Genomic DNA, 18,718 nt, shown 5'->3' on the forward strand with positions numbered 1-18,718 from the left:
CAAGGTCCACGACATCGTGGGGCTGTACATGCAGCCGCCGGATCGCGCACTGGTGCTGTGCGTCGATGAAAAGAGCCAGATTCAGGCCCTGAACCGGTCTCAACCGGCCTTGCCGTTAACGTTTGGCCATCCCGAGACCCGCACGCATGACTACCTGCGCCATGGCACGACGACCTTGTTCGCGGCACTGGATGTGGCCACCGGCGAAGTGATCGGCAAACTCCAGAGAAGACATCGCGCAAAGGAATTCCTGGCGTTTCTCAACGAGATCGACCGTCAAATTCCGGCCGACCTCGACGTCCATCTCATCATGGACAACTACGGCACCCACAAAACCGAAAAAGTGCGTGCGTGGTTCGCTGCGCGGCCGCGTTACCATGTGCACTTCACGCCCACCTCGGCGTCATGGATCAACTTGGTTGAACGCTTCTTCGCGCTCATCTCGGAACGCTGGATCAAACGCGGTTCGCATCGCAGCACTCGGGAACTCGAGGATTCCATCCGCGAATACCTGGAGACATACAACGATGAACCCCGACCGTTCATCTGGCGCAAAACCGCCGACCAGATCATCGCCTCCATCGCCCGTGTAAGCGAGCGCCTCAATAATACTGCGAACTATTGTTAAGGGGCATTAGGGAGACGCTGATTTAATCGCACGTCCGCGCTCGAGTCGCTTTTGCGTGCGAACAAGGCGCGGTGACTGCCGTGCAGTCATTCTGCACAAGGGAACCGCAACACCGTTCCCGCGCAAAAGCGGCCGAGCCCCCGCTTTCAATAGCTTGTGGGGTTGGTGGCCCCTGTTCCCCGAGCCTGCGTTGCGCCGCTTGCGGGTAGAACCACTACCCGCTGCACGACGCGCCTTGCCTCGGAAAACAGGGGGCACCAACGCGGACGTGCGATTAAATCAGCGTCTCCTTAGTCTTTTCTTAACACGCCCGCCCCCACCCCACGTGCAAAACCCGGCGTAGTAGGGGAACATGGGCAGTCCAGAGCGAAACCTCCCAACCCAGCCCCGGAGGCCATGTATGTCACGCGACAGGGCCGCATCCCTCGGTTGTCCGACTCCTGGCCTCGCGGCCTCGAGCCAATGGGCCGGCATGGCCGGGTTGTCGATCGTGCAGCGCGAGCAATTAGTGGAGATGATCGTACCTCGCGTGCTGGCGCACCTCGAACGCTGCCTGACGACCACGCGTACGGAATGGGAAGCCGGTCGTTCCTGGGGAACTTCCAACCAGAACACCATGCTTTGGGCAACCGACTTCGGCATGTTCGAAAAGCGTGCACTGCGGGATTTCCGGGACAACCTGACCGAGGACTTCCGCAGCAACGACTACCCCCCGCAATACGAGTTCTCCGGCATCGCCTTCGCCGACCAGGATGACGGGCTCGCAATCCTGGATGACTACCAGTCCACCCGGCGGTCGCTGCGCCACAAGCTGGAAGGCGCGATACGCGAAAACAATCGCTATTCGCATTTCGTGTTCACCCGGGCCGCACAGGAAAGAAACCGTTTCGAGCATGCAAACTGGGCGCCCTGGTCACCTCTGCACTGGTACGAACGGCTGATCGAGATCGGCGAACTCTACTTCGGCAAGAGCGAGATGACGCTGGACCTGATGCGCGCCTACCTGGACTGCATGCAGAAGACCGCCTCCCCTACCCTGGCGCTCGTCGTCGAGGCCATCGAACACTGCGGACTGGTCAGTACGCCGCGGGCCGATCCGGAGTCCGTCGCGACGCTGCGCCAGAATGCCTCCTGGAAACACCTGGCCGGCACCCACGCACAGACGACGGAGCAGGACAACGCCGGCAATGCGCCCGAAGACGCGGCCGCAGCGACATGGCAACCCGCCACCCGCGCGGTCTCGGTGCAGGAACCCGCGAACATGCCGGATACCGGAGCGGATCCGGCCCAGTGGGCCGCATGGGCCTCGAACATGCGGCAGTCGCCCCTGTTCCGCGCCACCGGGTCGGACACCACAGAAACCACCACCCCCATGACCGCCTACGTGGTAGCGGATGACCAGTCGGATCCACGTGCCGCATTGGCGCCCTTCATCCACGACCTGCTCCAGGGCCTGTTCGATCACATCTTCCGCGAGGTCGGCTTCAATCCGGCCGTACGCGCGCTGATCAGCGAAATGCAGTACCCACTGGCCACTGCCGTGATCCGCGACCTCGGGTTCTTTCGCGACCGCTCGCACCCCCTGCGCCTGTGGATCGGCAGCCTGATCAACGTCGCCATCCGTATTAACCCGGAGACCGGTGCCGACGACGAGGCAGTGGAACGCTATCTGGACCGCATCCGGCAGTCGATCGAACAGCTGCGCAACCAGGCAGACCAGATCGACCGCGATGCCGCCAGCACCCTGATGCAAGAGTTTCTCGAAAGCGTCGAGGCCGAGGATGCACTCTGGCACGAACGCCAGATCACCCAGATCGACCTCCCGCATACGGAGGAATGGGCCGAACAGGCTCGACGCAACCTCGCACTGGCAGCACTGGAGACCGGTGCAGACTTGCCGGAATCCGCGGCAACGGAGATCTTCCAGTCCTGGGAGACCGTACTGGCAGTGGAACATAACACCGGCGAGGTCGGTGAAGCCCTGCACCGATCGCTGCGCCAGGTCGTGCGCCATATCTGCAACATGGCCAGTGCCGCCGAGGTCAACCCGCTGGTCGCCGAGACCCGGGAAAATGCGCATGCCGCAGGACTGCCCAAGGACCGCATCCGCGATCTGGTGCAACATCTCGGCAAGGCCCACCTGTTCCGCCTGCGTGCGGGGGACGACACCCCGCGTTTCGACCCGCGCGCCCGTCTGCAGACGCGGGAATCGGTCCGCTACGAAGACGACGACCCGACCCTGCACCAGGACCGGGACGATGATCACGTATTCGCGGCCATCAGTCTGGCTATCGGTGACTGGTTCGAATTCACGGACGACGACGGCGAGAACCCGTTGCGTCTGGCACTGCTCTGGCGCGGAGAGACCACCCGGCGCTTCTTCTTCCTGTCGCTGGATGGCGTCCATGCCCGCCGCTACAGCCTGCAGGGCGTGGCTCAGGAATTGCGCCAGGGCCGTATGCGCGCGTTACCGCAAGACAACCCTTTGGACGCCATCATCGAGGCCCCCGGCAGCTGAGACCCCGATGCAGCGCATACCGCGCACGGGCAAGTTCATCCGCTATCCCACCGGCGCCTGTTAATCCGTGGGGTCGCAGGCATGTTCCTTCAGGATATCCAGCGGGATCACCGCCAGGGTCTCCTCGTGGGTGGCACGCAGAAAGACGCCCGGCGCCACCCCGGCCTTGTAGGCCTCCAGCCAGCGCGCCGCACACAGGCACCAGCGGTCCCCGGCCGCCAGCCCGGGGAAACCGAACGCCGGCACCGGCGTCATCAGGTCGTTCCCTCGCGCCAGGGAGAAGTCCAGGAACTCGCGCGTGAGCTCCGCGCAGACGGTATGCATGCCCTGGTCGTCGTAGCCGGTGGCACAGTGGCCATCCCGGTAGAACCCGGTCACCGGGTCCTGTCCACAGGCCTCCAGTGGTCCGCCCAGTACGTTCACCGATCGAAATGGCTGCATGGGTCTCTCCCGCTTTACGTGATCTACAGGATAACGGAGCCACGCACGGATGCGGCGAGCGGTCACTCGGGCCGCGGGAATTCAGTCGCCCCCGCCTGGTGCAGGCACGCCGGTAACACCCACGCACCCGGTGGAGGTGTGCCGCCGCAACCGATGCAACGGCGCCAGGGCCTCACTCCGCCGCCTTCGGCGGCCCCGCATCCCCCTTCCCGGAGGACTCCGGGCGCGAGGCATTGATGGCGCGCTGGAACACCCAGCTCTTGATCTCCCGGATCTGCTCCATCATGGTCCGCGACAGCGGTACGGTATCGATCACATTGCGGATCACGTCGCGCTGATTGAAGGTCCGATCCTCGCGATAGGCGTCGATACGCGCCGATTTCACGGCCTGCTCGATCTCCGCTCCGCTCCAGCCCTCCGTGCTCGCCGCCATGTAGTTCAGGTTGAAATCCTCGAGGTGGCCTCCGTGGCGCAGCACATGAATGCGCAGGATCTCCTTGCGCTCGTCCACATTGGGCAGATCGAGGAAGAACAGCTGGTCAAACCGGCCCTTGCGCATCAACTCGGCCGGGAGCTGCTGGATACGGTTCGCCGTCGCCGCCACGAACACCCGTGGCGATTTCTCCTGCAGCCAGGTCAGAAAGCTGGAAAAGATATTCACATTGCCCGCGCTGCCTGCAGCATGACTGTCAAAGCCGAATGCATTTTCCAGCTCGTCCACCCACAGCACCATCGGTGCGATCTCTTCCGCGATCCGAGTGGCCCGTGCGAAGGCGTATTCCGGCGTACCGAAGCTGCCGGACAGCACCAGACTCATATCCAGCCGCACCAGCGGCAGGTTCCAGGCGGTGGCGATGGCCTTGGCCGCCATACTCTTGCCACAGCCGCTCACGCCCATGAACAGCACGCCAGCGGGGAGTGGCACCTTGTCACGCCAGGCCTTCTCGCTGAACAGGTCGGCCCGGGTGCGCACCCACTCCTTCAGGTTTTCCAGCCCCCCGATCTGATCCAGCGACGGCTGCGGCGGATAGAGCTCCAGGCAGCTCTCCTTGCGCAGAATCTGCCCCTTCTCCTCCTGAACCGCGGCCAGCATCTCGGCCTCGGGCATTGGCTTGCCCCGGAACAGACGGGCACTCAGATGCCCGACCTCGTTCAGCGACAGCCCGCGCATCCCCGCAGCCACGCGGAATAACTGGTCACGCGGGATCTCCTGCGCACCCCGGGTGACCGCAAGCTGTTCCAGCACCTCGCTTTCGGTGGGCAGATCCATCTCGACCAGAAAGACCTCTTTCTTCAGGATCTCCGGCAGTTTCAACAGCGGGCAACTGAGAAACACCACCGTGCGGCCGCCCTTCAACCGGTAGTAGAGGTCGCGGACCCCGCGTACCAGCGCAGGGTTTGCATCGAACCAGGTGGGCAGATCCTTGAGCAACACCATGCGCGGCTCCGCGTCCGGACCTGCTGATACCCGGGCCACCGCCGCCAACGGGTCGGCGGTCGGCGCTGCCGGGTCATCGTCGGCGCCAAACCCGTGGCTGGCCGACCAGACCCGCAAGTGCCCGTCCTCACCGTAGTACGAGCGCGCCACGGACCGCAGCAAACGTTCCATCCGGTCCTCGTCCCAACCAAGCAGGTAGAACACCGGATAGTGCGACTGCAGGCCGCGCAGAATCTTGCGGGCTGTCTGGTTCTCGAGCCTGCCGGCCAATATCCGTCTCCTCCATCGACACCTGTATCGAGTGTACCGATCCGCGCCAGCACGCGCGCCGGAAGTCCGCCGCCACCCGCGCGTGACCGTTACATCACCGTATCAAGCCGGGGTAACCCGCATCCGGTCGCGGAGCCCCGACACGGGCCCGCGGTCACCACATGGATACGGTCATCCCGACCTGCCACCATGGAAATCGGTAGCACATGGCCAAAGGCCCGACATCCCGCAGGCCCGCTTGATGGAACCCCTGCTCCGGCGTAAGGTCCTTCTCAGAACAGACTCTCGTGAGAATCCCGATGTTCAACCTGCTGCGTGCCCGTTCCACCTACAGTGACCAGCGTTTTCAGTTCTCCCTGCTGATGCTCGCCACAGGCATCGTGCTGACCCTGCAGAACCCTGTAGCGCAGGAGTCCGCCATGGAACTTTTTTCCAAGGTTGAAGTGCCGAATTTCGCCCAGGTACAGGACATGCGACCGCAGCTGCCACCGCCCTGGATGGAAGGCGACCAGCTCGCCAGCGAGGACACCGACTCCAGCCCGGTAGTCACCGTACTGGAGCGCGAAGGCATCCGCAGCGCCGATCTGCGCGAACGCCCGACCCGCGAAGCGGCGGCCGAGTAGGCCCGCCCCAAAATCCCTCAGGGAGCGGGTTCAAGCCAGCCGGGACAACGGCCGCGCCCCAGCGGCACGTGCCCCGCTTGTCCGGACCGGCTGCAGCGGCTTCCCTTTCGTAGATCCGAAGCGCACCACGGAACGCCCGTCGTCCCGTGCAGCGTACCGATACCGACCATGCCCCGCTCTTAAACACCGGGCCAGCACGCCTTCGCGAGCGCCCGGCGCCCCATGCCGGGCGTCACCACATTGGCCCGACCAATGCCGCCCACCCGGCTGCTGGGTGAACGCTGGGCCGCCCCGCGCGACATCCAGCTGCCGGGGATCGATTCAGTAGTGTGCACCGGCCCCCATGCCGCAACGCACAGGAACGGGCTATGCTGGCAGGACAGCGATTCAGGAGAAACGCATGAGCGAACTCGCAGCCCGACTGCGGAGCATCCGCAACCGCCTGGCCAGCCTGGAGGCGCTGGCCAGAGACGACCAGGCCGCTGCGGCGCATCGGCTCGCGGCCGAACTGACGCGCGAACTGAATCAGGCGCTGGAGGCCGCCGCCGGCCCCGAGGGGCACGCAGACGCGCGCGGCGCCGGGGAGCCACAAGCCCCGCGCGACCCGATCGAGAAGTGCCCACGCTGCACCCTGCGCAGCTTCACCTTCCAGGACGGCACGATCCGCGAGCGTGCCGCTGAACCGGGGCGCTATGAGGCCCAGTACCTCTGCATGAGCTGCGGTCACGAGGCCTGGCGCCGCCTGTAGTCCGGGGCGAACACCGGGCCCCTTCACCCCATCGCGACCGGCAGACGCGGGCCGCCCGGGAGTCGGTCGGATGTGGGCGCTCGTCGCGAGCGCAAGGCAGGAGATCCGTCCCGAATCCGACAGGCTCCTAGCCGTGCGCCCGCACCCAGCGCACGATGTCGGCCGCACCCATCGCACCGGCCTGGCGCGCCACCTCACGCCCGCCGCGAAACAGCACCAGGGTCGGAATGCTGCGAACCGCGAACTGCTGCCCCAGGACCGGTTCCGCCTCGGTGTCCACCTTGGCCAGGCGCAGTGCCGGCTCCAGTTCGGCGGCCGCCTGCTGGAACTGGGGGGCCATCATCTTGCAGGGGCCACACCACGGCGCCCAGAAATCCACCAGCAAAGGGATATCGCTGCGCTCCAGATGGCGACGGAAATTGGCCGCGGTCAGGACCACCGGCGCAGCCGCAAACAGCGGCTGGTGGCACTGGCCACACCGCGGCCCGCCTTCCATACGCGCGGCGGGAATCCGGTTCACCGCATCACAATGCGGACAGACAACATGCAGAACTTCACTCATAACAACCTCGCAAGAAGCCGAATAAAGCCACGCTGGCTTTCGGGACCCCACGCTGCACAGCCGCTTCTGGTACACCTTTGTACGGACAAAGAAGGCTGCAACTCAATCCGGACTCCTTGTCGCAGCCCGATGGGTACCGCCATTACCCGGAGTCTACCGTGAGAGCGGCACAGGCCTGGCACATCAGGGCCGGCGGAGACGTAACAGGAGCCCGCCCACCAGCCGGTGCGTCAGCCACCAAACCGCCATGCACACGGCCATCACCACGGCCAGCCACGCCAGCGGGTGCATCCATTCCTGCACCTGCCCGCCGGGCCCCAGCACCCAGTTCACATTGTTATCGGCATCCGCAAGCCAGTAGGTCAGCAGCAGGATGCCCCAACCCAGCAACAGCATGTAGCGCCAGGCACTCGGATCATACCCAAGGCGCCAGACCAGCCAGATCAGCACAAACGGAAGCGGCAGGTGGTAAAGCGACAACAGCCGCACGAACAGCGGGATATCAGGGTTGAACATGTAATGCACAATCCCCAGCGGTGCCCAGCCCCACACCACCATGCTCAGCAGGAAGTCCAGCACCCAGCCCAGTTCCAGCAGCACCACCGCCACCAGCATCATGCTGGCGATACGGCGGCTCTCCAGCCAGCTTGCAAGCAGCCCGCCCAGCAGCGCCACGTTGGAAAACCACAGAAAGTTGAACCAGCCGTGCACCGCCGCATACACCGGCACCAGGACCAGTACGAAGACCAGATACCCCCACTTGAAACCCTGCGGGAGCCTGCCCGCGCCCAGCGTCGTACCCTGTTGTCTCAACGTGCTTGCTCCCGGCTGTACCCCGTAGCAGGGTAGCAGCATGCCCCCAATCGCGGATCCAGATACATGCTCGCGCTCGAGTCGTTTTGCGCGCGTTTCATGCGCGGTAACCGCCGCGCGGTGACTCTGCTACAGGCGAGCCGCAACGCCGTGCGCGCGAGCGTGTACATTAGCCCATATTCCCCCGTAATCGGCGAGTCGATGAAAGTTCTGTCCGTTCCAGCCCTGCTGCTCATCCTCGGTGCCACACCGGCCTCACTGGCGGCGGAGACAAGCGACCGCGATGCGCCGACCCTCGGCCTGGCGCTGGGTTCCGGCGGGGCGAGCGGCCTGGCGCATATCGCCATCCTGGAGATCTTCGACGAGCTGGGGACAACGCCGGACCGTATTACCGGCACCAGCATCGGTGCGGTCATCGGCGCCCTTTACGCCGCCGGTCTCGATGCCGACGCGATCCTTGACCTGTTCGACGACTTCGCCGGTTCGGAACTGGACGCGCTGACCGGGCTGGCACGTTCCAGCCTGCGACTGCGCGACCTGATCCCGCTGCGTTTGGGACACGACGCCCTGCTGGACTCCAGCGAATTTCTGCGCTTTCTGAGCGAACACACCGAGGCCCGCGACTTCGACGACCTGCGTATCCCCCTTGCCGTAGTCGCCACCGACTTCCGCACCGGCGAGAGTGTGGTCATGGACGAAGGCGATTTATTCGAAGCCATCGAGGCCAGCATGGCGGTCCCCGGGCTGTTTGCGCCCGTGCAACGCGACGATCGGTACCTGATCGACGGTGGCGCTTCGAACCCGCTGCCCTACGACTTGTTGCAGGGCCACTACGACTACGTAATCGCCGTTGATGTATCCGGCCAGGGGGAACCCAACGATACCGACGATCTCGGCATCACCGACCTTCTGTTCGAGAGCTTCAGCATCATGCAGGGGTCCATCATTCGCCAGATGAAGCGACACGACCCGCCCGATTTGTACCTGGTGCCCGCTACCGAAGGGGTTCGCCTGCTGCATTTCAACCGCATCGAAGAAATCATGGACCAGGCGCAACCGGTCGCCAACGAGCTGCGCGAGCAACTCGCCACGTGGGGAGTCGACGATCCATAAAATCCCGTGGCCCGATGCGGCCAGCCGCGGAGGATGCCCGCAAACGGGGTGATGGGACGACGTGGACCTGGCCTATACTCCGGGCATCCGCCGCAAGGACACGAAGCCAGTACACCAGATGCGAGAGCCGTGAACCGCGACGCCGTCCAGCCCCCAGCCACCTCCGAGCAGCGCCCCCCGGATGACCCCGGCATGCGCCCCACGCTGTGGTTCACCCAGCGGGACGGTCGGGTCTGCGGCCCCTTCCCCGAGGCCACGATCGGCCGGTTCCTGATCCTCGGCCGACTGCACCCGGATGACCACGTCAGCCACGACCGGGAGACCTGGTGGCGTCTCAATCAGTGTCCTCATCTGATCCCGGAGGAACTGCGGCACGCGCATACCTCGGAGGGCCGCAAGCGTCTGGAACAGGCACGCCTGCGCGAAGACGAGCGCCTGCGCGAACGTCGCCATGGCGAGCCACCGGCGGAGATCCTGGAGCGCCGCAAGGGCGACCGCCGCTGTCCCGAAGCCGCCAGAACCCTGAGTCACCGCCAGCAGTGGCGCAATATACTGGATCGTCCCGCCACCAGTGGAAACCGCTGGCTGCGTGGCCCGCAGCCGTGGCTGGCCAGCGGCGTGGTCGTGAGCCTGGCGGCCCTTCTTCTGATCAGCTCTGCCCTGCAGTTCGAACCTGGCGCGGTACCCGACTGCACCCAGCCCGCAAGCCCGGGGGTCAACTGGAACTACTGCGATCAAAGCGGTGCCGATCTTCGGGGGGTCGATCTCAGCGGGGCCTCGCTCCACAGTGCCCGGCTGACCAGGGCCCGGCTTCGGGGCGCACGCCTGTCTACCGCCGATCTGCGCTTTGTCGACCTCTCCCTGGCGGGACTGCAACAGGCCGCCCTCGACGCCACCAACCTGACCGGCGCCGATCTGACCCGGGCCGACCTGGCCGGAGCCCGCCTGGATGGCGCCGATCTGTCCCATGCCAACCTGAGCGGCGCCAATCTGAACAATGCCCGCCTGGATGGCGCACGGCTGCGCCACAGCATTTGGGTCGATGGCCGCCGCTGTGCACACGATTCGGTGGGACGCTGCGACTGAGCCAGAACGCCCGGCTGCGTCAGGGTTCGCCGTGATCGCCCGGGTCCAGTTCGATGCCCAGCGCGGCGGCCTGCTCGGCCCAGTACGGTTCCGCCTCGCAGGAACAACAGTCACACCAGACCGTCACGTTCGCGTGCATGCTGAGGCGGCTTGCCGGTGCCACCCCCTGGTCCGCCTCTCCAGCCGGTGCGGGACGTTCCCGGGCCGGCGCGTTCGGCCTGTTGGATTGTTGATGCATCACCCGTCCTCCCGGGCCACCGGCCCTGCCTGCAGGGCCCTGATGGTGCCCATTTTCAAGGATAGACCGCCCCGGCGAGTCCCGATGGCAGCCGTCAGTCGCCGGAGGCCGCAGGTCCACCCGCGATCGCCGCAAGGCCCCTCGGGCGACACGGATTCATGTACACGCGCGCATGAATGCACTACACCAATCGGAATTACGGCAACACTCGCGCTTGATTCGCTTCTTGATGATTGATTCGCCACGAGAGCCCGCCACTCTCCGGGGTGCAGCACGGGATGGGCTCCGCGAATCCCCTCAAGGGGGCTGTCCCAATGGGCCATGGTGGTGGACAGGTGCCGGCCCGGGCGCAACCCCCGAGACGGGCGGAACGTCGCTTCTGATCAAGATTCGCTTTTGCGTGCGTGCAAGTCGACCCGCCCTCCCTGGAGAACCCATGTGCGAACAGGCATCCTCTTTCTGACCGGCGCCCTGTTGGCGGCGGGCTGCAGTGCATTCCCTCACTCGGGTGAAGCACCACACGAGATCACGTACACCTGCGCCCATGGCCACGAACTGGCGGCGAGCATTGAGGGCGAGCACCTGGAGCTCACCCTCAACGGGGCGCGGGCGCGGCTACAGGCCACCGACGTGGCCTACGGCGCGCGCTACGCCAGTCCCGGCGGCGAGATCGCGTTCTGGACCCGAGATGATGCCGCGATGCTCGAGATGGCTGGCGTATTCTGGAGCTGCCGCGCCGTGGACCAACGCCAGTAGCCTGTCGGGCTTTGGCGGTCGTCGCGAGCGCAGGGCCCGAGTGCGAGAGAGCGGAACAGGGGGCCACGCTCCTGCGCACACAGCCAATCCACCCCAAATCCGACAGGCTCCCGGGAAACGATCAGACCATGGATGCAAGTGAACTTGTGCGCCAGGCCACCGGGGCCCGTGCAGCCCGCCGAGAGACGGTCCTGCAGACGTTGTGGAGCGGCTACGGCGAGATCGTGCGCTACCGCCTCGAAGGCGCTCGCGCTGCCAGCGCCATCCTCAAGCACGTGGTGTTCCCGACGCGGCAGGACCACCCGCGCGGCTGGAACAACGACCGCTCGCACCAGCGCAAGGTGAGCTCCTACGCGGTCGAGATGACCTGGTACCGCGTATGGGCCGCGCCTGACGATCCGCACTGCCGGATGCCACGCTGTCTCGCCATCGACACCGAGGGGACACAGCACCGCATCGTGCTGGAGGATCTGGATGCGGCCGGTTATCCCCTGCGCAAGACGCGCCTGGACCGTGACCAGGCACGGCTGTGCCTGGTCTGGCTGGCCCGCTTCCATGCCCGCTTTCTTGGCGTGGTGCCAGAGGGGCTGTGGCCCGAAGGCAGCTACTGGCATCTGGCCACCCGCCCGGACGAGTGGGCCGCGATCGCGGACCCGGCCATTCGCGCCAGCGCCAGCGCCCTGGACGCGGCCCTGCGAGGTGCTCGCTATCGCAGCATCGTCCACGGGGATGCCAAGGTCGCCAATTTCTGTTTCGCTGCGGACGGGCGCGCTGTCGCCGCACTCGACTTCCAGTATGCCGGGGGCGGCTGCGGGATGCGCGACGTGGCCTACTTCCTCGGCAGCGCGCTGAGCGAACGGGAACAGGAGGACTGGGAGGACGAGCTGCTGGATGCCTATTTCGACGCCCTGCGCACGGCACTGCAACAGGCCGGACGGGGCGCCGAGGCCACGCCCGTGGAACACGAATGGCGCACGCTGTTCCCCGTGGCGCAGGCCGACTTCTACCGCTTCCTGGTCGGCTGGAGCCCCGAACACTGGAAGATTCACGACTTCAGCCGGCGCCGGGCACTGGCGGTGGTGCGGGAGATTCAGTCAGCCGCTTCGTCCGTGGCCGCATCCGGCCCCGAGCGCACGGACTCGGCCACCTCCAGCCAGTAGGGTTCCGCCGAGCAGGTGCCCCACTCGCATGCCTCCGACTCGGCAGCAGGCGGGCCGTTCGACGCCCGCTGGGTATCGGCAGGATCAGTCGGATTGGACTCGGGTTCACTCATGACCGAGCCATTATGACAAACGCAAACCCGGGGCGCGGCGGACGGCGACCCGTCAAGGCTCAGGATCCCGTCGGGACCGGGTGATCATCGCGCGTCTGTGACGAGTAGCCCGGGCCATGCCACTGACTCCGAATTGCCCTGACGGCCGAAGTGCTCGCGCAGGAGGCGGGTCGTGCGCGCCGCCGGGTCCTCACGGATGCGCTGCTCCTCCTCCGCAAGAATCGTGAACAGCCCGTCCAGGGCGCGATCGGTGACATAGCGATCCAGGTCCACATCCAGCGCGGACAGGCCCGGGATACGCCCCGCCGCCTCACGCAGTGGCTGGTACACACGCTCGATCTCGGCGCGCTGCATCTGTTCGCGCACGATCGGCGCATAGCGTTCGCGCAAAGTCGCCTCCGAGGCCCCGCGCAGGTACTGCGTGGCGGCGTCATCCGGGCCCCGCAACACGCCGTATACATCATCCGGCCGCATGTCGCGGATCGCGCTGACAAAGACCGGCACGGCCTCGCGTGCGGCCTCTTCGGCGGCCCGGTTCATCCGCCGCTCGAGGTCATCCACCTGGCGCGCGAGACCCACACGCCGCAAGGTGTCCCCGACCGATTCCAGTTCCTGCGGCAGACCGATGCGAATAAGGTCATTGCCCCGGTAGCCATCCTCGCGCCCGGTTCGCTCCACCGTGCGCTCGGCCCCGATCCTCAGGGCCTCGCGGATAGCCTGCTCGGCTCGGGCCTCCTCACCGCTGCCGCCCAGCCCCAGGTCACGCACGTCCAGCCCGGCACAGCCACTCAACAGGGCAAGCATCAGCAACCAGGGGACTACCACCAGATGACGCATCGCCATGCTCCTTGGAAACTCATGATTCATGTCGTCCGATATTCATGTCGCATGGGGGTTCATCGCAAGCCACGCGCCCCCTTGTCGGCGGCGGTCACATCGCCGATGGTAATGCTATGACCGACAGCCGATCATCCGCCTCCCGCCGCCGGCGCTGGATCCGCGCGGGCCTGCTCCTGGGTCTGCCGCTAGTGGCCCTGGTCGCCTGGGTGAGCTGGACGGAAAAAAGTCCCGAGCAGGAGCGCGAACTGCGCCTCGAGGTGCAGGACCGACTGCAGGAGTGGTTCCCGGAACACATGCAGCTCCCGGACGAACTGGAGGGCTTCGTGCCACGGTCGGAGGTCCTTGCCGAAGACGCCCCACCAGCGGTCCTGCTGCTGCACGGCCTGGACGAACCGGGCAACATATGGGACGCCCTGGCACCTGCACTGGATGATGCCGGAATCAATGCCTGGGAGTTTCGCTATCCCAACGACCAGGCCATCGACCGCAGCGCGGACCTGCTCGCGGAATACTGGGGACAACTTCCGGAGGACCACCCCGTCATCCTGATCGGGCACAGCATGGGCGGGCTGGTGATCCGCGATTTCGTGACCCGCCACCACCAGCCGGTGGACGCCGAGGCCAGGGCGCCCCAGCCGGCGGTGGAAGGCGTCATCCTGGTCGCCACGCCCAACCAGGGCTCCGAGTGGGCCCGCCTGCGGGTATGGCTGGAGGTGCGCGAATGGCTGGCCGACATTCAGGAGCAGCGCTTTTCGCTGTTCGCCGGCCTGCGCGACGGCACCGGCGCCGCCAAGATCGACTTGCGCCCGGACAGCGCCTTCCTCGCCGATCTCAATGCCCGCCCCTGGCCGGAGACCATCCCGGTCCGCATCATCGGTGGCCGGCTGCCGGAACCGACCCCGGCAATGCGCGACAGCCTTGCCTTCCTGGACGAACAGGTCGACATTGAAGCCGTCGCCGGGCGTATCCACGAATGGTGGGAACAAACCGATGAGGTGCTGGGCGATGGCGTGGTCCCCGTGGACTCGCTGACCCTGGACGATCACCCGGAACCGCTGCTCGTGGAGGGCTCGCACCGCGGCCTGCTGGTGCCCGGCCCGCTGACGGACGAGCCCCCGGCCATCGCCCCCATCCTCGACATCCTCGACCAGTGGCGCAACCGCCCCGCCACCGACTGACCCCGTCCACGCAAACCGGAACGGTTTCCGTGCGTCCATGACCGCATCGCTGCACAGCCGAACGGCCCGGCTACTGCCGCTGCAGCTCCATGTGCATCTCGATGGTCCGCAGCAATTGCTGACGGTCGATCCAGCCAATCGCCCGCCCGGAGGCCTCCATCACCGGGATCTGATTGAGGTTGCGCTCACCCATCACGCGCAGGACCTCCTCCGCCCTGGTATCCGGCGCCACCCAGCTCAGCGACTCCGCCGGGGTCATGATCTCGTCGACCCGACGCGTGGCCCACTGCTCGCGCGGCAGCTTGCCACTGTCACTGAGGCTCACCAGGCCCCGCACCCGTTCCGGCGTGCCTACCAGAAAGGCACGCCGCCCGCCCGGCAGCACATCGCGCTGGATCCAGGCGTCGATGGAGGTCTCCGGGCGCACGCAGGGCGGGTCCGGGCTGGCCAGGTCCCGTGCACGCACATCCGCCAGACGTTCCCGCATATCGAACATCCGGCCCTGGCCCTCGGCCATGGTCAGCAGGAACCACGCAATCAGCATGATCCACAGCCCGCCGACCAGATTCCCGATCACCACCAGATTCCAGAAGGCGACGCCGAACAGCAGGAACGCCACAATACGCCCACCCCACACGGCTGCCTCGATCGCCCGACGCGGGTTGCCCGTGAGCTTCCAGACCACCGCCCGGAACACCCGCCCCCCATCCAGCGGGAACCCGGGGATCAGATTGAATATCGCCACGATCAGGTTGATCAGCGCAAGCCAGCCCAGGGCCACCGGGATCGGCTCGAACCAGCCCGCAGTAGCCTGCGCCAGCGCGGCGAAACCCAGCGCCAGTACCACGCTCACCGCCGGCCCGGCAATGGCGATCCAGAACTCGTCCTCGGCCCGCTCCGGGTCCCGTTCCATCTGCGCCACACCGCCAAAGATGAACAGCGTAATGGACTCCACCGGCACCCCGCGCCGCAGCGCCACAAGGCTGTGTCCCAGTTCATGGGCCAGAATGGACGCAAAGAACAGCAGGGCCGTCACCACCGCGGTGACGCCCGCCACGGCCAGGCTCCAATCCGGATACTGGTGATGAAGGCCCGTGCTCATACTGGCCACCAGCAGGATCAGGATGAATACCCAGCTAATGTGGAGCTGGATACGAATCCCGCGAATATGGCCAAGGATCAGGACAGTCTTGAACATGCAGTCACTCCTTGCGGGCCCACGCTCCCGGATGCCATGAACAGCATAGGCGTGTTCCACATTATGGCGCTGCATCCGGGGCTGTTGGGCTGCACGAGGTTTGCGGAACATCCACCGCCGGGCACGCTCTCAAAGGCATGGACATCCCCCTGCTTGTCATTGGCGCCCTGCTCGTCGCCAGCCTGACCGCTTTCTTCTCCGGCGTACTGCCCTACCCCATCGGCTGGATCATCCTCGGTGTCGCCTTCGTCGCCCGTCTGCTCTATCTGGCCGGGCGCTGATGCAATGCGCGCGCAAGCGGGCTGTTATAGGGTCGAACCTGATCAGTCCAGGACCCAACGGCATGAGCCACCCCCGCCTGCCCGGCGTCTACGCCGGCCGCGTGACTGCAGCCTTCGCAAAGGGGCTCGCCAGCGTCATTCACAAATCCCCGCTGCACGCTGCGGTGGCTCTGGGCCCGCTCGGCCTGGCCGGTGACGAACAGGCGGACCCGAAAAACCACGGGGCCCGGAACGCGCATTGCTCCACTACAGCGTGGACCACTACCCGGGCTGGCGCAGACAATACCCCGAGCGTGCCGCCCGCTTCGCGCCGGCCGGCTTCGGCGAGAACCTGACCTGCCACGGCATGGACGAGCACAACGTCCACATCGGCGACATCGGGGACATCGACCACATCGGTACCGCCCGAGTGCAGGTCAGCCAGCCCCGCACCCCTTGCTGGAAGCTCGATGCCCGCTTCGACCTCCACGGTCTGGCGCAGGAAGTCCAGGAGACCTGGCTGCTGCGGCTGGTGCTATCGCGTACCGGGGCCCGGCCACCTGACCGCAGGCGACACTATCGAGCCCCAGGAACGCCAGCCCGACCGTCTCAGCATCGCGGATGCAATGGCGGCCGTCGATCGCCACCCCCACCGTCGCCATCTGCAGCGGCTGGCCGACTGCACGGCCCTGGCCGAAAACTGGCGGGAAAAGACCCGGCACCGACTACGCGGAGCGGCCGCCACCACTGGCGAACGACACCTTACCGGAGAGCCCCGGGTAGCCCGGACGTTCCATGCATTGCGTCCGCCCACGCTTGTCGCTTGATCACGTGCCCCCCCTGCACTGATCCCGAAACATCCAGTCTCTGAAACCCCGGTCTCACACAACCTTGCAAGCCCTGGTCTAAACTGGAGGCAAATATCTGTGCCTACCGCTGCACGCCAAGTGCCACGGCAAGCCAGGCCCCTGAATCACATTGATATCCCACCCGGCCGGGAGGCCCTGCCATGAACCATCGCTTGTATATTGCCGTGCTGATTCTGACCGTGCTGCCGTTCGCCAGCAGCGGCTGTGCGACCACCTCCCAGGCGAACACGCCCGCAGCGCTGGCTTCCGAGGATGCGCTCTCCCAGATCCTGTTCGACTACGAAGCCGACGCCTTCACGGCCTACAACATGCGCCGCAACGGCACCGTTGAGATCACCTTTGCACGCGACGTCCCCGACGGCCTGTACAGCGAAATGGTGGATGAACTGCGCGCCCACCCGGACATCCGCAACGTACGCCCGGCGCGCACCGGACCCGCCTGCGGCCTGTTCTGAACACACACCACGGCCGCCGCGGCCGTTCCGGCGTCACCGGATACCCGCGGACCGGATCAATCGCCGGATGGCCGGGTCGGACCGCGCCCGGGCAACCCGGGAAAGGTGTGCACGTTACCGGAGTCCCCGCCACCATCATGGATGCGCGGGGTTCCCACGGCGGCCACCTCGTCGATGCGGATCAGTGCATGCATCGGCACGTGGAACCGCGCCACCCCTTCGAATTCATTACGCAGACGTTCTTCGGACGGGTCCACCACCACCTGTGAGCGCTCGCCAAACAACAGCCCTTCGACCGTCACAAAACCATACAGGTCGTCCTGGTAGACCTCGCGGGCGTAGATCTCGTAGACCTTCCCGTGATTGAGAAAATGGATGCGATAACGGGTATGGGACGTGTTCATGCCCTCCATCATGGGGCAGCAACCGCAGATTGCAACGGGTTGGCGTTGGTCCCGGGCGCCAGAGTCGGTATGATTCCGGCCGTTATCCGCCATCGGTCCGGCACGCCAACGATGAATGCTTCCCAGGAGCTGCTCGATCATCTGAGCCGCAACAGCTCGCCGTACCAGGATCCGCTGACGCGGATTCGCTGGGACGCGCTGTCGTGGGAAGACTTCTGGATTCCGGAAGAAGCGATCTCGCTGTTCGGCACCCCGGAGTACACGGCGCTGAGCCCCGAGCAGAAACGTCGCCTCTCACAGTACGAATTCCTGTATTTCATCAGTGGCGCACTGTGGCTGGAAGGCCTGTTCATGGAGCGCATCGCGCGGATTTCCATGCATTCGACGGGCCGGCTGGACCGCCTGAACTACCGCCTGCACGAGCTGCGCGAAGAAGCCGGCCACAGCCTCATGTTCATCGAGTTCATGCGCCGCAGCGGGCTGCCGCTGCCGGAACAGCGGTTCCCCAAACCGAAAATGGCCACGCTGGTGGGGCGCTTCTCGCCCTTCGAATCCTCGATCTTCTGGATTGCCGTCATGATCGGCGAGGAGGTCCCGGATCGAATGAACCGCCTGATCCATCAACGCCGCGCCGAAATCAGCCCGACCGTGCACGACATCGTCACCACGCACATGATCGACGAGGCGCGTCACATGGCACATGCCCGCGACACGCTGGAAGGCTGCCTGGACAACCTGCCGACCTGGCAAAAACTGACCTATCGCCCCCTGATGCGGCGCGTGTTCCGGCAGTTCGTACGCGCCTTCTACTATCCGACCGCGGATATCTATCAGCTTGCCGGGCTGCCGGTGGGTCCGGACTACCAGCGCCTGGCACGGAACAATCCGCGCCGTGCGGCATTCGTGGACACCTGCGTCGACCCTGCGCTGAAGATCCTCCGCGACCAGGGTCTGGTGCTGAACTGGCGCTGATGCGCAGGGCGGTCGGGCCGGCCTTTTGAGTATGA

The 18,718-nt window shown here is 65.7% G+C and carries 20 protein-coding genes and 1 pseudogene; 13 read left to right on the forward strand and 8 right to left on the reverse strand.

Annotated elements, in window-relative coordinates; genetic code table 11:
* Both G332_RS0102275 and G332_RS0102280 read left to right on the forward strand, forming a co-directional pair.
* Nucleotides 1–628, forward strand: a 628-nt coding sequence (locus G332_RS0102275) for an IS630 family transposase (RefSeq protein ID WP_019625377.1), incomplete at its 5' end; no start/stop codon positions are given.
* 400 nt (nucleotides 629–1,028) lie between these two features.
* A complete protein-coding gene (locus G332_RS0102280; RefSeq protein WP_026340524.1) occupies nucleotides 1,029–3,146 on the forward strand; it encodes a DUF1631 family protein in 2,118 nt (705 codons plus the stop codon).
* 60 nt (nucleotides 3,147–3,206) lie between these two features.
* Here the strand turns inward: G332_RS0102280 and G332_RS0102285 are convergent, their stop codons facing one another.
* Nucleotides 3,207–3,587: a DUF2237 family protein gene (locus tag G332_RS0102285; protein ID WP_019625379.1), complete on the reverse strand. Its 381-nt coding sequence runs from the start codon at nucleotides 3,585–3,587 to the stop codon at nucleotides 3,207–3,209.
* 172 nt (nucleotides 3,588–3,759) lie between these two features.
* The gene (locus G332_RS0102290) at nucleotides 3,760–5,295 is read right to left on the reverse strand and encodes an AAA family ATPase (protein WP_019625380.1); all 1,536 of its coding nucleotides are present in this window, start codon (nucleotides 5,293–5,295) and stop codon (nucleotides 3,760–3,762) included.
* 299 nt (nucleotides 5,296–5,594) lie between these two features.
* Between G332_RS0102290 and G332_RS0102295 the strand changes: the two genes are divergently transcribed.
* Both G332_RS0102295 and G332_RS0102300 read left to right on the forward strand, forming a co-directional pair.
* A complete protein-coding gene (locus tag G332_RS0102295) occupies nucleotides 5,595–5,918 on the forward strand; it encodes a hypothetical protein (protein ID WP_019625381.1) in 324 nt (107 codons plus the stop codon).
* A gap of 400 nt (nucleotides 5,919–6,318) precedes the next feature.
* Nucleotides 6,319–6,666, forward strand: a complete 348-nt coding sequence (locus G332_RS0102300) for a hypothetical protein (RefSeq protein WP_019625382.1) — start codon at nucleotides 6,319–6,321, stop codon at nucleotides 6,664–6,666.
* Nucleotides 6,667–6,793: 127 nt separating this feature from the next.
* Here the strand turns inward: G332_RS0102300 and trxC are convergent, their stop codons facing one another.
* Together trxC and G332_RS0102310 are read right to left on the reverse strand one after the other, a co-directional pair.
* On the reverse strand, nucleotides 6,794–7,228 hold the full coding sequence (trxC, locus tag G332_RS0102305) for a thioredoxin TrxC (protein ID WP_026340525.1): 435 nt from the start codon (nucleotides 7,226–7,228) through the stop codon (nucleotides 6,794–6,796).
* Between the two features lie 183 nt (nucleotides 7,229–7,411).
* Nucleotides 7,412–8,020 carry a hypothetical protein gene (locus tag G332_RS0102310; RefSeq protein ID WP_156000739.1) on the reverse strand — a complete coding sequence of 203 codons (609 nt, stop codon included), beginning with the start codon at nucleotides 8,018–8,020 and terminating at the stop codon, nucleotides 7,412–7,414.
* Between the two features lie 222 nt (nucleotides 8,021–8,242).
* On the opposite strand from G332_RS0102310, the gene G332_RS0102315 reads away from it, so the two are divergent.
* Nucleotides 8,243–9,154, forward strand: coding sequence for a patatin-like phospholipase family protein (locus tag G332_RS0102315; RefSeq protein ID WP_026340527.1), 912 nt, complete (start codon nucleotides 8,243–8,245; stop codon nucleotides 9,152–9,154).
* Between the two features lie 129 nt (nucleotides 9,155–9,283).
* Nucleotides 9,284–10,240 carry a pentapeptide repeat-containing protein gene (locus G332_RS0102320; RefSeq protein ID WP_026340528.1) on the forward strand — a complete coding sequence of 319 codons (957 nt, stop codon included), beginning with the start codon at nucleotides 9,284–9,286 and terminating at the stop codon, nucleotides 10,238–10,240.
* Nucleotides 10,241–10,259: 19 nt separating this feature from the next.
* Here the strand turns inward: G332_RS0102320 and G332_RS12615 are convergent, their stop codons facing one another.
* Nucleotides 10,260–10,478, reverse strand: a complete 219-nt coding sequence (locus tag G332_RS12615; protein WP_019625387.1) for a hypothetical protein — start codon at nucleotides 10,476–10,478, stop codon at nucleotides 10,260–10,262.
* Between the two features lie 471 nt (nucleotides 10,479–10,949).
* Here G332_RS12615 and G332_RS0102330 point away from each other — a divergent pair, with 471 nt between their 5' ends.
* Together G332_RS0102330 and G332_RS0102335 are read left to right on the forward strand one after the other, a co-directional pair.
* On the forward strand, nucleotides 10,950–11,234 hold the full coding sequence (locus G332_RS0102330; protein WP_026340529.1) for an MliC family protein: 285 nt from the start codon (nucleotides 10,950–10,952) through the stop codon (nucleotides 11,232–11,234).
* A 128-nt stretch (nucleotides 11,235–11,362) separates the two neighbouring features.
* A complete protein-coding gene (locus G332_RS0102335) occupies nucleotides 11,363–12,394 on the forward strand; it encodes a phosphotransferase (protein ID WP_019625389.1) in 1,032 nt (343 codons plus the stop codon).
* 197 nt (nucleotides 12,395–12,591) lie between these two features.
* Here G332_RS0102335 and G332_RS0102340 read toward each other — a convergent pair whose 3' ends face one another.
* Nucleotides 12,592–13,344, reverse strand: coding sequence for a DUF4197 domain-containing protein (locus G332_RS0102340; RefSeq protein WP_019625390.1), 753 nt, complete (start codon nucleotides 13,342–13,344; stop codon nucleotides 12,592–12,594).
* A 116-nt stretch (nucleotides 13,345–13,460) separates the two neighbouring features.
* Here G332_RS0102340 and G332_RS0102345 point away from each other — a divergent pair, with 116 nt between their 5' ends.
* Nucleotides 13,461–14,525, forward strand: a complete 1,065-nt coding sequence (locus G332_RS0102345) for an alpha/beta fold hydrolase (protein WP_019625391.1) — start codon at nucleotides 13,461–13,463, stop codon at nucleotides 14,523–14,525.
* 70 nt (nucleotides 14,526–14,595) lie between these two features.
* Here the strand turns inward: G332_RS0102345 and G332_RS0102350 are convergent, their stop codons facing one another.
* Nucleotides 14,596–15,723 (reverse strand): site-2 protease family protein, encoded by a 1,128-nt coding sequence (locus tag G332_RS0102350; protein WP_019625392.1) that lies wholly within the window; start codon nucleotides 15,721–15,723, stop codon nucleotides 14,596–14,598.
* Nucleotides 15,724–15,860: 137 nt separating this feature from the next.
* On the opposite strand from G332_RS0102350, the gene G332_RS13645 reads away from it, so the two are divergent.
* The 3 genes and pseudogenes from G332_RS13645 to G332_RS0102360 all read left to right on the forward strand — a co-directional run bounded on the left by G332_RS13645 (nucleotide 15,861) and on the right by G332_RS0102360 (nucleotide 17,307).
* Nucleotides 15,861–16,004 (forward strand): hypothetical protein, encoded by a 144-nt coding sequence (locus G332_RS13645; protein WP_019625393.1) that lies wholly within the window; start codon nucleotides 15,861–15,863, stop codon nucleotides 16,002–16,004.
* A 62-nt stretch (nucleotides 16,005–16,066) separates the two neighbouring features.
* Nucleotides 16,067–16,810: pseudogene (locus G332_RS13150) on the forward strand (MOSC domain-containing protein).
* A gap of 182 nt (nucleotides 16,811–16,992) precedes the next feature.
* Nucleotides 16,993–17,307 carry a hypothetical protein gene (locus tag G332_RS0102360; RefSeq protein WP_019625394.1) on the forward strand — a complete coding sequence of 105 codons (315 nt, stop codon included), beginning with the start codon at nucleotides 16,993–16,995 and terminating at the stop codon, nucleotides 17,305–17,307.
* Between the two features lie 56 nt (nucleotides 17,308–17,363).
* Here G332_RS0102360 and G332_RS0102365 read toward each other — a convergent pair whose 3' ends face one another.
* On the reverse strand, nucleotides 17,364–17,711 hold the full coding sequence (locus tag G332_RS0102365; protein ID WP_019625395.1) for a DUF1820 family protein: 348 nt from the start codon (nucleotides 17,709–17,711) through the stop codon (nucleotides 17,364–17,366).
* A gap of 111 nt (nucleotides 17,712–17,822) precedes the next feature.
* Between G332_RS0102365 and G332_RS0102370 the strand changes: the two genes are divergently transcribed.
* Nucleotides 17,823–18,683, forward strand: coding sequence for a diiron oxygenase (locus G332_RS0102370; protein ID WP_019625396.1), 861 nt, complete (start codon nucleotides 17,823–17,825; stop codon nucleotides 18,681–18,683).
* Nucleotides 18,684–18,718: the final 35 nt, after the last annotated feature.

It is taken from the genome of Thioalkalivibrio sp. ALJT, from assembly GCF_000381825.1.
In the GTDB taxonomy this organism is placed as follows: Bacteria; Pseudomonadota; Gammaproteobacteria; order Ectothiorhodospirales; family Ectothiorhodospiraceae; genus Thioalkalivibrio.